Below are 13,242 nucleotides of genomic sequence, written 5' to 3'. Positions count from 1 at the left end.
TTCGCCCTATTACGGAGGCAACAAAATGATTACTGGTATTCAAATCACTAAAGCGAACAATCAAGCACTGGTGAACTCTTTCTGGCTGCTGGATGAAGAGAAATCAGAAGCGCGCTGTGTCTGTGCCAAAGCGGATTACGCGGAAGATCAGATCGTGCCTGTTAGCGAACTGGGCCAGATCGAGTACCGCGAAGTGCCGATGGAAATGCAACCTACCGTGCGCGTAGAAGGTGGTCAGCACCTGAACGTGAACGTGCTGCGCCGTGAAACGCTGGAAGATGCCGTTAAGAACCCAGAAAAATACCCGCAACTGACCATTCGTGTTTCTGGTTATGCGGTGCGTTTCAACTCACTGACGCCAGAACAGCAACGTGACGTTATCGCACGTACCTTTACCGAAAGCCTGTAATTTTCGGCTAGGTAGACAAAAGGGAGCTTCGGCTCCCTTTTTTAATGCCTTCACGGCAGAAAACAGATTTTGATCACATTAGCTGCAAAAAATAATCATTCCCATTACAGAACTCGTAGGACTCGCCGATAGCTAAATCAGTTCCATTTGGGGCTGTCTATGGATAAGGAGTCTTTATGAGTTTGCCTTTGAGTTTCATCTCGACGTTGACGCCCATTACCGCGGTATCTGCTGCGGCACCTCCGGCTCAAGACGCAATAAAACCAGTCCACACCGACGAGCCGCAGGTGACAAACGTTGCTGTGTCGCCCCCCTCTGAAAATAGTCGTAATGCACAAAACCTGTTGGATTCACTGACTCGCGACCTCTCTGCTGCGGTACCTTTGGCCCCAAAGCTGGAGATGTCTCGTGGGCAAGAGTCTCAGCAGGGCGATTACTCTTTGGCGCTATTGGCCAAGGATGTCTACAACCTTACGGGGCAGGGTGCAGAGGGTTTTTCGCGCATGAGTGATAACGATTTGCTGGGTTTTGGCATTGACCCCGCAAGTTTATTGGATACAGCCTCGGGGTTACAGGCGGGTATTTATTCGAATAAGCAGCACTATGTGCTGGCCTTCGCCGGTACTAATGACATGCGCGATTGGCTGAGTAATGTGCGTCAGGCTACGGGGTACGACGATGTGCAGTACAATCATGCTGTGGCGATTGCCAAGAATGCCAAAGCGGTGTTTGGTGACGGATTGGTGATCACCGGTCATTCGTTGGGGGGAGGGTTGGCAGCAACGGCAGCGCTGGCAACGGGTTCTTTGGCAGTAACATTCAACGCTGTGGGGGTTTCCGATCATACTCTCAACCGTTTCGGTATTAATCCCGCGGCGGCAAAGCAAGATGCAGAAGCTGGCGGGATCCGTCGTTACAGCGAACAATACGACATGTTGACGGGGACGCAGGAGTCGACGTCACTGCTTCCCGATGCGATCGGGCATAAAATAACCATTGCCAACAATGAGACTCTGAGCGGCACTGATGCTTGGCGGCCGAGCAAATATTTCGATCGCAGCATGACGGCCCATGGTATCGACAAGGTAATCAGTTCAATGGCGGAACAGAAGCCTTGGGAGATCAAGGCGAATGCCTAAAAGATGGTGCAGAGGCTGCGGGATAGCGGCTCTCATTGTGCCCCTGTTTGGGATCGCTGGGTTATTGATGGTAGCCAAGGAGCACTATATGGAACAGCAAACTTCGCCATTTGCGGGTACCAATATCCTGTCTTTATCACAGGCGGTGGCTGAAGATGACGTTTGGCAAATTAGCCAGCAAGCAACGATTGAACGGCTTTATGTGCGGGGAGATTTGCAGATCACACTGTTGCAGTGGGCGATTCTGCAGCAGAGGCCAGGCAGTGTACAGGCGTTGATACAGGCGGGAGCAGATATTGGGCAGCCTGGTATGGAGGGCAACGGGGCATTGCATACGGCGGCGATGGTTAAGGATGCGCAATATTTACGCTTGTTATTGCAACAGGCTCCCCAGGTTAATATGCGTAATCTGGTCACTGGTGCTACGCCATTAGCCGCTGCCGTGCTTGCGGGGCGGGAGGAGCAGGTGCGTATGCTGTTGAATGCCGGGGCTGATAGTACCTTGAGTGACAGAGTAGGGGATACGCCCTTGCACCTGGCCGCAAAAATCAACGCACCAGAGTTGGCGTTGCTGCTGTTACAAACGGGGGCTGATGCCAAGGCACAAAATCAGCAAGGGAGAACGTTCCAGTATTATTTTGCCCAGACGCCAATGCATTTGCAGAATAGCGAGTTGCGTGAACAGTACCGCCAATTGGAGGTCTGGCTCAAAAGTCAGCAATTGGCTGAGCACTATACTCAGCTTTGAAAATAGAAAAACCGCCCTCTAAGTGATGGCGGTTTTTTGATGGCAGAGAGATTATTCTGCGTCTGGTTTGGCTTTTGGCTTGCGGCGCTTACCGACGTTTTTCGCGTCGCGATGGCGTACCTTCACCTTGGCCTTCTCTTTGTTCTTCAGCTTGTCTTCGATGCGCTTGGCCAGCACCTTCTTCGAGGGCTTACCGTTGCTCTTCTCGCTAGGCACCTTGGTGGATGGACGCAGTTCGTCGATCACGCGGGCTTTCAGTGGCTCATTGAGGTAACGCCCCACTTTGCCCAGCAGCAGATGGTCGTGCGCTTCTACCAGCGAAATGGCGGTGCCTTTACGCCCGGCACGGCCAGTACGGCCAATGCGATGCAGATAGGTATCGGCAGTGCGCGGCATATCGAAGTTGAACACGTGGGTGATATCCAGGATATCCAGCCCGCGTGCTGCAACGTCGGTAGCGACCAGCACGTTGACGCGGCCATCCATCATGCGTTTTACCGCTTCGTTACGCTTGGCCTGCACCATTTCCCCTTCGAGATAGCAGGTGTTGATGCCTGCTTCACGCAGCCAGGCGGCCAGCTCATGCACGCGCTCACGCTTACGTACAAAGATCACTGACTTCTGCACGTCCGGCTGTTGCAACAGATGCACCAGCAGGGCGGTTTTATGCTTCACGTCATCGGCGCGGTAATACCATTGCAGGATCTTTTTACGTTCGCGGCGGGAAGGATCGGCTTCAACCTCAACCGGATCTTTCAGGATACGCTCGGCAAACTCGCGGATCGCTTCGCCTTCCAACGTTGCGGAGAACAGCAACGTCTGGGTACGCCAGCGGGTTTCGGCCGAGATGGTCTCGATGTCTTGCGCAAAGCCCATATCGAGCATGCGATCGGCTTCGTCCAGGATCAGCGTTTCTACCGCGCGGCAGTCAAAGTTTTCTTCTTTGATGTATTGCAGCAGGCGGCCGGTGGTGGCAACCACCACGTCCTGGTTTTCGCTAAAGACTTCGGCGTGGTTCATATACGCCACGCCGCCGGTGATGGTGGCGATATCCAGCGAGGTATGCGCAGCCAATTCACGAGCCTGATCGGCCACCTGCATTGCCAGCTCACGCGTCGGGGTGAGGATCAGTACGCGCGGTGGGCCAGACTTCTTGCGTGGGAAATCCAGCAGATGTTGCAGAACCGGCAGCAAGAATGCGGCGGTTTTGCCTGTGCCGGTCGGTGCCGAACCTAATACGTCGCGCCCGTCCATGGCTGGCGGGATCGCCTCGGCCTGGATAGCGGTGGGGCGATCGTAGCCTTTATCACGCAAAGCGAGGATCAGGCGCTCATCGAGTTCGAGTTCGGAAAAATTGGTTGCTGTCATTATCTACCTCTACTTGGGGCGCCGATTATAGACGGGATGGCCGCAGGGTTCACCCTTTTTAACTTTTACCCTAAATCAGTTTGCCTTATGCTACGCCAGTTTTGTCTGCTGGTGGCCATTGTGAGTAATCAAAATAAAACAAAATCGACCCCGCGCCGCGGCGGTTTTACCTTTAAACAGTTCTTTGTCGGCCACGATCGTTGTGCGATGAAGGTAGGTACCGATGCGGTTATGCTCGGTGCCTGGGCTAGCGTGGATAACGTGCAGCGGGTGCTGGATATTGGCTGCGGCAGTGGGCTGATCGCCCTGATGTTGGCGCAGCGCACGGCTGGCGAGGCCACCATCGATGCGGTTGAGCTGGATAACGCCGCCGCCTTGCAGGCGCGTGATAACGTGTTTGAGTCACCTTGGCCGCAGAAGATCCAGGTGCACAGCCAGGATATCCATCATTTTGCCCAGCAGCATGCCCATTGTTACGATCTGATCGTCAGCAACCCACCGTATTTTGAGCCTTCTGTTGCCTGCCGCGATCAGGCCCGTACCAACGCCCGCTATACGGAAACGCTGACTCACGACGCTTTGCTGGATAGCGCTGAAAGGTTGATAACTGCGGAGGGCCATTTCTGCGTGGTGCTGCCTTACGAGATTGGTGAAGCTTTTGAAGTGAATGCCCACCAACGTGGCTGGCACACCGCACGACGGCTGAACATCAGCGACCGGGCCGATACGCCAAAGCACCGCTTGATGCTGGCATTAGCGCGCAAACCGGTGGCAAAAGAAGAGGCGGAGTTGGCAATAAAACTGGCGGATGGCAGCTACACCACCGATTTCCGCCAGTTGATTACCGATTTCTATCTGAACTACTGAAGCCTCAGGGTTGCAGAATGGTGGGTTTTGGCTCCGGCAACATGTCCGGGTAATCCAGCGTGTAATGCAGCCCACGGCTTTCCTTGCGCTCCATCGCGCTGCGCACAATCAGTTCCGCCACCTGCACCAGATTACGTAGCTCCAGCAGATTGTTGGAGATGCGGAAGTTGGCGTAATACTCGTCGATCTCCTGCTGCAACGTATTGATGCGGCGTAGTGCTCGCTCCAGGCGTTTGGTGGTGCGCACGATCCCGACGTAGTCCCACATAAACAGCCGCAGTTCGTGCCAGTTGTGCTGGATCACCACGCGTTCATCCGAGTCATCCACGCGGCTTTCATCCCACTGCGGTAACTGTTTGGCCAGCTTGATGGCAGGCAGGCGCGTCAGAATATCTTCGGCGGCGGACCAGCCATAAACCAGGCATTCCAGCAGCGAGTTGGACGCCATGCGGTTGGCCCCGTGCAGGCCGGTGTAGCTCACTTCGCCAATGGCATACAAACCGTCCAGATCGGTGCGGCCATGCTGATCGACCATCACGCCGCCGCAGGTGTAATGCGCCGCAGGGACGATCGGGATCGGCTGTTGCGTCAGGTCAAAGCCCAGCGTCATCAGCTTTTCGTGGATCATCGGGAAGTGCTGGGTGATAAATTCCGCCGGTTTGTGGCTGATATCCAGGTACATGCAGTCTGCACCCAGGCGTTTCATCTCATGGTCAATAGCGCGGGCGACGATATCACGCGGAGCCAGCTCACCACGCGGATCAAAGTCTGGCATAAAGCGGCTGCCGTCTGGGCGTTTCAGATGGGCACCTTCACCGCGCAGCGCTTCGGTCAGCAGGAAGTTACGTGCCTGCGGGTGGAACAGGCAGGTTGGGTGAAACTGGTTGAATTCCAGATTGGCGACACGACAGCCAGCGCGCCAGGCCATGGCGATACCATCGCCCGAAGAGATGTCCGGGTTGGTGGTATATTGATAAACCTTGGCCGCTCCGCCGGTGGCTAACACCACCGTTTTGGCACGGTAGGTTTCCACCTGCTCCCGCTCACGGTTCCAGACGTAAGCGCCCACTACGCGCTTGGTGCCCGGCAAGCCGATCTTGTTGGAGGTGATCAGGTCGACGGCGTTGCGGCGCTCCATCACGCAAATATTGGGGTGAGCACTTGCTTTCGCTACCAGGGTAGTCTCTACTTCTTTGCCGGTGGCGTCGGCGGCGTGGAGGATGCGCCGATGGCTGTGCCCGCCTTCCCGCGTCAGGTGATAGCGTTCTTCACCTTGGGAGTTGGTTTCGGTGTCGAACAGCACACCCTGATCGATCAGCCACTGTACGCAGTGGCGCGCATTGCTGGCAATAAACTCGACGGCGTCTTTGTCACACAGGCCGGCTCCGGCGATCAGCGTGTCATCAACGTGCGAGGCGATGCTGTCCGTTTCATCAAACACCGCGGCGATCCCGCCTTGGGCATAAAAGGTGGCGCCTTCATTGAGCGGACCTTTGCTGAGTACAGTAACCTTGCAATGTTGCGCCAGGCGCAACGCCAGGGAGAGGCCAGCAGCACCGCTACCGACGATCAATACATCGCTAACATGTTCAGATGATGGTTGCATAACGTATGATGTGTGCAGAAGAAGAGTGAAATTCATGTTAGCCTACTTGTCCGGGCAAAAGCCACGGACAAGGTGACATCAACAAAAAAACAATGGCGGTATGGAACTTAGCGTTCCGTATGAACTCCAAGCGAGTGCTTGCTCAGGAAAATAATGTATGGCTGGCGGTACAATTTCACGCGTGGAGATAGATTTGGGGAGAATTTACCTCGGATGAGCGAGCAGTTAACGGATCAGGTTCTGGTTGAGCGGGTCCAAAAGGGCGATCAGAAATCGTTTAACTTACTGGTAATTCGTTACCAGCATAAAGTGGCGAGTCTCGTTTCGCGCTACGTACCACAGGGCGACGTGCCGGATGTGGTGCAGGAGTCGTTTATTAAAGCTTATCGCGCACTGGAGTCGTTCCGTGGCGATAGCGCCTTTTACACCTGGTTGTATCGAATTGCTGTCAATACAGCAAAAAATTATCTGGTTGCTCAGGGCCGGCGCCCACCATCAAGCGATGTGGATGCCAATGATGCCGAAAATTACGAAAGTGCGGGTGCACTGAAAGAAATTTCGAACCCTGAGAACTTAATGTTGTCAGAAGAACTGAGACAGATAGTTTTCCGTACCATTGAGTCACTCCCAGAGGATCTTCGCATGGCGATTACCCTGCGGGAGTTGGATGGTCTAAGCTACGAAGAGATAGCCGCCATCATGGATTGCCCGGTCGGAACCGTACGTTCACGTATTTTCCGTGCTCGGGAGGCTATCGATAATAAAGTTCAACCGCTGATCCAACGTTAGCGATAGCGGACACTGGAAGGGTACTTAGGCATGCAGAAAGAAAAGCTTTCCGCTCTGATGGATGGTGAAATGCTCGACAATGAGCTGCTGAGTTCATTGAGTAAAGATCGGGCGCTTCAACAAAGCTGGCAGAGCTATCACCTAATCCGTGACACGTTACGGGGTGATATCGGGCAAGTCATGCATTTCGATATCGCAGACCGTGTTGCTGCCGCATTGGAAAAAGAGCCCGCTCGTCTGGTTCCTTCGGCAATTCCCGAATCTCAACCGCAACCTCACACCTGGGGTAAACTGCCGTTCTGGCACAAGGTTCGTCCTTGGGCTAGTCAGCTCACTCAAGTCGGCGTTGCCGCTTGTGTCTCTCTGGCAGTGATCGTGGGTGTGCAACAGTACAATCAGCCAACGGCCCAATCAGGCGCGGCTGAAGCACCAGCGTTCAATACGTTGCCAATCATGGGGCAAGCTTCCCCGGTCAGCCTGGGCGTCCCGGCAGACAGTTTCTCAACCGGCAGCGGTCAACAGCAGCAGGTGCAGGAACAGCGTAAGCGTATCAATGCCATGCTGCAGGATTATGAGCTGCAACGCCGTTTGCACTCCGATCAGCTGCAACTTGAACAAAGCAGGCCACAGCAGGCCGCCGTTCAGGTTCCTGGAACTCAGTCTTTAGGAATGCAACAGCAGTAATGAAGCAAATCTGGTTCTCCGTTTGTCTTTTAACGGGCAGCCTGCTCAATTCAAATATCGCCTCGGCGCAGGAACCTGCGTCCGGGGCGTTATTGCAACAAATGAGCAGTGCCAGCCGTTCACTCAACTATGAACTCGCCTATATCAGCATCAGCAAGCAGGGGATAGAGTCGCTACGCTATCGCCATGCGGTGATCGATAAGCAGCCGCTTGGGCAGTTGCTGCATATGGACGGCCCTCGTCGGGAAGTGCTGCAACGTGGCGGTGGGATCAGCTATTTTGAGCCTGGTCTGGAACCGTTCACGCTGTCTGGCGATCACATCGTCGACGCCTTGCCCGCCATCGTGTTTGCCGATTTTGACTATCTGGCGAAATACTACGACTTCATCTCCGTTGGTCGCACCCGCATTTCCGATCGGCCTTGTGACGTCTACCGCGTCGTGGCTCGTGACGGCTCCCGTTACAGCTATGTGGTCTGGATGGATATGGAGACCAAGCTGCCGCTGCGGGTCGATTTACTCGATCGTGATGGCGAAACGCTGGAACAGTATCGGGTCATCTCGGTCGTGGTGGGCGATCAGGTGAAAAACGTCATGCAACCTTTGCTCAAGGCCAATCTGCCACCGCTATTGACCTTACCCGCGGCTGAAGACGTTAAGCTTGCCTGGAATGCCGGTTGGTTGCCCGCGGGCGTTAACGAGGTGGCGCGTAATCGCCGCAAGTTACCGAATGTGGCGGTGCCGGTTGAATCGCGGCTTTATAGCGATGGCTTGTTCAGCTTCTCGGTTAACGTCAGCCCTTCGGGCAGCAATACCAGCCAACAGTTTTATCGTCAGGGCCGCCGCACCATCCAAACCGAAATTCGTAATGGCAATGAAATTACCGTGGTTGGGGAATTACCTCCTTCAACGGCGAAACGCATTGCCGACAGCATTACTTTCAAGGTAGCGCCGCAATGATGAAAGAGTGGGCCACGGTGATCTCGTGGCAACAGGGTGTGGCACAGCTGCGTTGTGAGCCTAAAGCCGGCTGTGGCAGCTGTACCGCACGTTCTGGCTGCGGTGCTCGCGCGTTCGACGAACTGGTGCCTGAAAGTGAACATCACCTGCAGGTGGCAATCGCCCAGCCTCTGGAACCCGGCCAGCGCGTCGAAGTCGGTATCGCCGAAGGCAGCCTGTTGCGCTCGGCGATGCTGGTCTATCTGACCCCGTTATTAGGCATGATGCTAGGCGGTGGCCTGCTGCAATGGTGGTTGGGCAGTGACGCTGCGGCGGCACTCGGTGGGATTTTAGGGGGCTGCCTCGCTTTCCTGATCGCACGCGCATTGGCAAAACGCCTCGGCGAACAGGCCAATTATCAACCCGTGGTGCTACAAATCGGTTTGCCGCCCGGTGCCTTGCGGTTGAATACTGAAACCGAATCCCCGATTTAATACGGCGGCCGCGTCATCGCCGGGTTGTTATAGGCGGGGATGCGGTTGTTGATCATATGCTCCATCAGCGCAATAAACAGATCGGCGCTGAACAGCGAGTCATAACCCAGCGAAAACAGCTCATTACCTTGTAGATCCAGCAAACGAAGGGTGCCTCGCTGCAGATTGCTTTCCAGCCGGTGGATCTTTTCGATCTGAACCTGCGCCTGGGCGATACTCAGCGTCGTAGCGCTAAGCCGTAATGTTTGAGTCGGCTTCTCTTGCCACGAACCAAGCCAGCCCCTACCGCTAATGAGATAGCCGAAGGTCAATATTTCCCCCTGATAAAGCGAATTTAATGCCAGCGGGCCGCGTTGCTGGATCTGTTGCTGGATCAGGGTTTCAATCAGCTGCCGGGAGTGAGAGATATTGCTCTTGATGCTGTACCAGAACCCCGCCTCCGAGGTGCGAAACGCCATATTGTCGTTCAGCCCGCCAAGCAGCATGCTACCGCGAGAATGGTAGATATCGGCAATCTTTTCAAACGCAATAAACCGTTCTTTATGACTGTGGTGATCCAGCACGCGCACGCCGTGCTCATACAGGCGATAGGTCAGCATTGGCCGCAGATAATGGCGCAATGCCAACAAAGTCGTGCCTAACAGAATGGTAGCCGCGCCGGCTTGCAGTAAGGCCAGAACGTGAGGATCTTCCATGTTGCTCAATAACGGCATTAATAACAGCGCCGCACCGAGTGTGAACAGCAGAGTTACCGCTGCCAAAATGCCCCAGTTGACCTTGGAAAAATCGTGCCGGCTCAGCATTTGCCCTTTATCGATCATGATAAACCTTCCAATCAATGTTCAGAGGAGATGCTGGTGAACTCTGGTGGGCTTGCCGATGTCGTAGTGCCCTGAAGTCTGTTTTTATCCAAAGTTCTTGCCACTTGTAACCGAGGGGCAAAGGAGCGTATATCAGGTTTATCCTAAAGCTTCTGCGTTGCGATTTAACTGTAAGTTATTGATAAAAATATTATTTATTAAAAAATTAAGATTGGGTTTATTGCGTAATCGCGTAATATGTATTACCACCGGGTAAATAGTGTCTGGCCAAGAGGATTGGCGCAATTAACCCACAATTTTTATCAGGCCTTCGCCGCGTTAATATCTGCTTTCATCAACTGCGGCGCGTTGTAACACTAAACTACGTATAATCGAATAGCTTCCCGACACCGATTGCTAGGTTTTCAGTGTTGTGGCATGTAGAATGCTGCGATTCAGGCGAAAAATAGCCGACCCATTCACTGTCGCTTTATGTCCATGCGGGTTCCATAGGCGAGTAATTCAGAAATACCAAGGCAGAAAAACTAATTAAATGAAACACATAAGAAATTTTTCTATCATTGCCCATATTGACCACGGTAAGTCGACGCTGTCTGACCGTATTATCCAAATCTGCGGCGGCCTGACCGAACGTGAAATGGCTGCACAGGTTCTGGATTCTATGGATCTGGAACGTGAGCGTGGTATTACCATCAAAGCGCAGAGCGTAACGCTCGACTATAAAGCCAATGATGGGCAGGTTTACCACCTCAACTTTATCGACACCCCTGGGCACGTTGACTTCTCCTATGAGGTTTCCCGCTCACTGGCTGCCTGTGAAGGCGCATTGCTGGTGGTGGATGCCGGGCAGGGCGTAGAAGCCCAGACCTTGGCCAACTGCTATACCGCACTGGACATGGATCTGGAAGTGGTACCGGTGTTGAACAAGATTGACCTGCCAGCCGCCGATCCGGATCGCGCCGCACAGGAAATCGAAGATATCGTGGGCATTGATGCGACTGACGCGGTGCGCTGCTCGGCAAAAACCGGCGTTGGCGTACCAGACGTGCTGGAGCGTCTGGTACGTGATATCCCGCCACCAGAAGGTGATGCGGATGCCCCGTTGCAGGCGCTGATCATCGATTCCTGGTTTGATAACTACCTTGGCGTTGTCTCCCTGATCCGCGTGAAAAACGGCACCCTGCGTAAGGGCGATAAAGTTAAGGTCATGAGCACCGGCCAAACTTATAACGCCGACCGCCTGGGGATCTTCACCCCGAAACGTGTCGATCGCGACGTGCTGAACTGTGGCGAAGTGGGCTGGTTGGTCTGCGCTATTAAAGATATCCTCGGCGCGCCAGTGGGCGATACCTTGACGCTGGCTCGCCAGCCGGCAGATAAAATGCTGCCAGGCTTCAAAAAAGTGAAGCCACAGGTGTATGCCGGCCTGTTCCCGATCAGTTCCGACGATTATGAAGCCTTCCGCGATGCGCTGGGCAAGCTGAGCCTGAACGATGCCTCCCTGTTCTATGAACCAGAAAGCTCTACCGCGTTGGGCTTTGGTTTCCGCTGTGGCTTCCTGGGTCTGCTGCACATGGAGATCATTCAGGAGCGTCTGGAGCGTGAATACGATCTGGAGCTGATCACTACGGCACCTACGGTAGTGTATGAAGTCGAAACCACCGGCAATGAAACCATTTACGTCGACAGCCCTTCCAAGCTGCCGCCGTTGAATAACATCGCTGAACTGCGTGAGCCGATTGCAGAGTGTCACATGCTGATGCCGCAGGAATATCTGGGCAACGTGATCACGCTGTGTATCGAGAAGCGTGGCGTACAGACCAACATGGTTTACCACGGTAACCAGGTGGCGCTGACCTACGAAATTCCAATGGCCGAAGTGGTGCTAGACTTCTTTGACCGTTTGAAATCTACCTCGCGCGGTTACGCCTCGCTGGACTATAACTTCAAACGTTTCCAGGCCTCGGACATGGTGCGCGTTGACGTGTTGATCAACAACGAACGCGTAGATGCGCTGGCGCTGATCACTCACCGTGATAACGCACAGTATCGTGGCCGTGAACTGGTCGAGAAAATGAAAGAGCTGATCCCACGCCAGCAATTTGATATTGCTATCCAGGCGGCGATCGGCACGCATATCATCGCTCGTTCTACGGTGAAACAGCTGCGTAAAAACGTGTTGGCCAAGTGCTACGGCGGCGACGTCAGCCGTAAGAAGAAGCTGCTGCAGAAGCAGAAAGACGGTAAAAAACGCATGAAGCAGGTGGGTAACGTTGAGTTGCCGCAGGAAGCGTTCCTGGCCATTCTGCACGTGGGTAAAGACGGTAAGTAAGAGCGAAAGCTCGCGTAACTAGGGAGTTTGCATGGCGAATATGTTTGCCTTGATCCTGGCGATTGCCACTTTGGTGACCGGGATCATCTGGTGCTTTGAGCGCTTTAAATGGGCGCCGGCACGCCGGGCGAAAATCGCGGCGGTCAATGCACAGGCGGCCGGAACGGTCGACGAAGCGGCCTTGGCGAAAGTGGCAAGGCAGCCGGGGTGGGTTGAAACCGGGGCTTCGGTGTTCCCGGTATTGCTGTTGGTGTTTGTGGTGCGTTCGTTTATTTACGAACCGTTCCAGATCCCTTCAGGCTCAATGATGCCGACGCTGTTGATTGGTGATTTCATTCTGGTGGAAAAATTTGCCTACGGCGTAAAGGATCCGATCACCCAGACTACGCTAATTGAAACCGGTCATCCCAAGCGCGGTGATATTGCGGTATTTAAATATCCACGCGACACCAAACTGGATTATATCAAGCGCGTGATTGGCGTACCTGGCGATCGCGTGACCTATGATCCGGTGAATAAGCGCGTGACGGTGCAAGAGTCCTGTAATAGTGGCCAGGCGTGTGATACCGCATTGGCGGTCACCTACAGCGATATGCAACCGAGCGATTTTGTGCAGATGTTTACCCGCAGTGGCATGGGCGAAACCAGCAACGGTTTCTTCCAGATCCCTCTGACGGATAACGTGCCACAGGGCGGTATTCGCCTTGGTGAGCGCAAGGAAACTCTGGGCAACGTAACTCACCGTATTCTGACCGTGCCCGGCGCACAAGATCAGATCGGCGCTTACTATCAGCAGCCAGGCCAGCCGTTAGGCGAGTGGGTAGTACCCGCCGGCCATTACTTCATGATGGGCGATAACCGCGATAATAGTGCAGACAGCCGTTATTGGGGATTCGTGCCTGAGAAGAATCTGGTAGGTAAAGCCACGGCGATCTGGATGAGTTTTGAAAAGCAGGAAGGTGAATGGCCAACGGGCGTCAGATTGAGCCGTATCGGTGGTATTCACTAATAGCGTTTTACAAACTGCAGCCAATTAGGCTGCAGTTT

At 54.2% G+C, this 13,242-nt stretch carries 13 protein-coding genes; 10 read left to right on the top strand and 3 right to left on the bottom strand.

Translation table 11 applies throughout. The annotated features are described in order from the left end of the window. The first annotated feature begins 25 nt into the window (after nt 1-25). The 3 genes from grcA to KGP21_RS21470 all read left to right on the top strand — a co-directional run bounded on the left by grcA (nt 26) and on the right by KGP21_RS21470 (nt 2,296). On the top strand, nt 26-409 hold the full coding sequence (gene grcA / locus KGP21_RS21480; RefSeq protein ID WP_021178913.1) for an autonomous glycyl radical cofactor GrcA: 384 nt from the start codon (nt 26-28) through the stop codon (nt 407-409). A gap of 176 nt (nt 410-585) precedes the next feature. Further along, nucleotides 586-1,548 carry a phospholipase gene (locus KGP21_RS21475; RefSeq protein ID WP_209529360.1) on the top strand — a complete coding sequence of 321 codons (963 nt, stop codon included), beginning with the start codon at nt 586-588 and terminating at the stop codon, nt 1,546-1,548. Next, nucleotides 1,541-2,296: an ankyrin repeat domain-containing protein gene (locus tag KGP21_RS21470; RefSeq protein WP_223536221.1), complete on the top strand. Its 756-nt coding sequence runs from the start codon at nt 1,541-1,543 to the stop codon at nt 2,294-2,296. Before KGP21_RS21475 ends, KGP21_RS21470 begins: the two co-directional genes overlap by 8 nt. Before the next feature lie 51 nt (nt 2,297-2,347). Here KGP21_RS21470 and srmB read toward each other — a convergent pair whose 3' ends face one another. After that, a complete protein-coding gene (gene srmB / locus KGP21_RS21465) occupies nt 2,348-3,664 on the bottom strand; it encodes an ATP-dependent RNA helicase SrmB (RefSeq protein ID WP_021178910.1) in 1,317 nt (438 codons plus the stop codon). A gap of 87 nt (nt 3,665-3,751) precedes the next feature. Between srmB and KGP21_RS21460 the strand changes: the two genes are divergently transcribed. Then, nucleotides 3,752-4,531 carry a tRNA1(Val) (adenine(37)-N6)-methyltransferase gene (locus KGP21_RS21460; protein WP_209529354.1) on the top strand — a complete coding sequence of 260 codons (780 nt, stop codon included), beginning with the start codon at nt 3,752-3,754 and terminating at the stop codon, nt 4,529-4,531. Between the two features lie 4 nt (nt 4,532-4,535). On the opposite strand, the gene nadB is transcribed toward KGP21_RS21460, so the two are convergent. Further along, complete coding sequence (gene nadB, locus KGP21_RS21455) at nt 4,536-6,137, bottom strand: L-aspartate oxidase (RefSeq protein WP_021807681.1); 1,602 nt, start codon at nt 6,135-6,137, stop codon at nt 4,536-4,538. A 213-nt stretch (nt 6,138-6,350) separates the two neighbouring features. Between nadB and rpoE the strand changes: the two genes are divergently transcribed. Genes rpoE through rseC form a run of 4 tightly spaced genes read left to right on the top strand, consistent with a single transcriptional unit; the run spans nt 6,351 to nt 9,042 of the window. Continuing rightward, entirely contained in the window at nt 6,351-6,926 is a 576-nt protein-coding gene (gene rpoE / locus KGP21_RS21450; protein WP_012146382.1) for an RNA polymerase sigma factor RpoE, read from the top strand. A 30-nt stretch (nt 6,927-6,956) separates the two neighbouring features. Further along, nucleotides 6,957-7,610: an anti-sigma-E factor RseA gene (rseA, locus tag KGP21_RS21445; RefSeq protein WP_065686636.1), complete on the top strand. Its 654-nt coding sequence runs from the start codon at nt 6,957-6,959 to the stop codon at nt 7,608-7,610. Then, complete coding sequence (gene rseB, locus KGP21_RS21440; protein WP_071683948.1) at nt 7,610-8,569, top strand: sigma-E factor regulatory protein RseB; 960 nt, start codon at nt 7,610-7,612, stop codon at nt 8,567-8,569. The genes rseA and rseB overlap by 1 nt, the downstream gene beginning before the upstream one ends. Further along, nucleotides 8,566-9,042, top strand: a complete 477-nt coding sequence (gene rseC, locus KGP21_RS21435; RefSeq protein ID WP_209529352.1) for a SoxR-reducing system protein RseC — start codon at nt 8,566-8,568, stop codon at nt 9,040-9,042. The genes rseB and rseC overlap by 4 nt, the downstream gene beginning before the upstream one ends. Here the strand turns inward: rseC and KGP21_RS21430 are convergent. Then, nucleotides 9,039-9,863, bottom strand: a complete 825-nt coding sequence (locus KGP21_RS21430) for a hypothetical protein (protein ID WP_209529350.1) — start codon at nt 9,861-9,863, stop codon at nt 9,039-9,041. The two genes, rseC and KGP21_RS21430, sit on opposite strands and share 4 nt — an antisense overlap. 532 nt (nt 9,864-10,395) lie before the next feature. On the opposite strand from KGP21_RS21430, the gene lepA reads away from it, so the two are divergent. Continuing rightward, entirely contained in the window at nt 10,396-12,195 is a 1,800-nt protein-coding gene (lepA, locus tag KGP21_RS21425; RefSeq protein ID WP_166733180.1) for a translation elongation factor 4, read from the top strand. Between the two features lie 31 nt (nt 12,196-12,226). Further along, nucleotides 12,227-13,204 carry a signal peptidase I gene (gene lepB / locus KGP21_RS21420; RefSeq protein WP_209529348.1) on the top strand — a complete coding sequence of 326 codons (978 nt, stop codon included), beginning with the start codon at nt 12,227-12,229 and terminating at the stop codon, nt 13,202-13,204. Nucleotides 13,205-13,242: the final 38 nt, after the last annotated feature.

The sequence above is a fragment of the Serratia sp. JSRIV004 genome (assembly GCF_019968705.1).
Lineage (GTDB): Bacteria > Pseudomonadota > Gammaproteobacteria > Enterobacterales > Enterobacteriaceae > Chania > Chania fonticola_B.
The sequence above is the reverse complement of the archived record's forward strand: the minus strand, read 5'-3'. Positions and strand labels throughout refer to the sequence as shown.

Coding starts and splice junctions, on each gene's coding strand:
- rpoE (WP_012146382.1), top strand. CDS start 6,351: ATGAGCGAGCAGTTAACGGATCAGGTTCTGGTTGAGCGGGTCCAAAAG.
- rseB (WP_071683948.1), top strand. CDS start 7,610: ATGAAGCAAATCTGGTTCTCCGTTTGTCTTTTAACGGGCAGCCTGCTC.
- KGP21_RS21460 (WP_209529354.1), top strand. CDS start 3,752: ATGCTACGCCAGTTTTGTCTGCTGGTGGCCATTGTGAGTAATCAAAAT.
- nadB (WP_021807681.1), bottom strand. CDS start 6,137: ATGCAACCATCATCTGAACATGTTAGCGATGTATTGATCGTCGGTAGC.
- lepB (WP_209529348.1), top strand. CDS start 12,227: ATGGCGAATATGTTTGCCTTGATCCTGGCGATTGCCACTTTGGTGACC.
- rseA (WP_065686636.1), top strand. CDS start 6,957: ATGCAGAAAGAAAAGCTTTCCGCTCTGATGGATGGTGAAATGCTCGAC.
- KGP21_RS21475 (WP_209529360.1), top strand. CDS start 586: ATGAGTTTGCCTTTGAGTTTCATCTCGACGTTGACGCCCATTACCGCG.
- lepA (WP_166733180.1), top strand. CDS start 10,396: ATGAAACACATAAGAAATTTTTCTATCATTGCCCATATTGACCACGGT.
- grcA (WP_021178913.1), top strand. CDS start 26: ATGATTACTGGTATTCAAATCACTAAAGCGAACAATCAAGCACTGGTG.
- srmB (WP_021178910.1), bottom strand. CDS start 3,664: ATGACAGCAACCAATTTTTCCGAACTCGAACTCGATGAGCGCCTGATC.
- rseC (WP_209529352.1), top strand. CDS start 8,566: ATGATGAAAGAGTGGGCCACGGTGATCTCGTGGCAACAGGGTGTGGCA.
- KGP21_RS21430 (WP_209529350.1), bottom strand. CDS start 9,863: ATGATCGATAAAGGGCAAATGCTGAGCCGGCACGATTTTTCCAAGGTC.
- KGP21_RS21470 (WP_223536221.1), top strand. CDS start 1,541: ATGCCTAAAAGATGGTGCAGAGGCTGCGGGATAGCGGCTCTCATTGTG.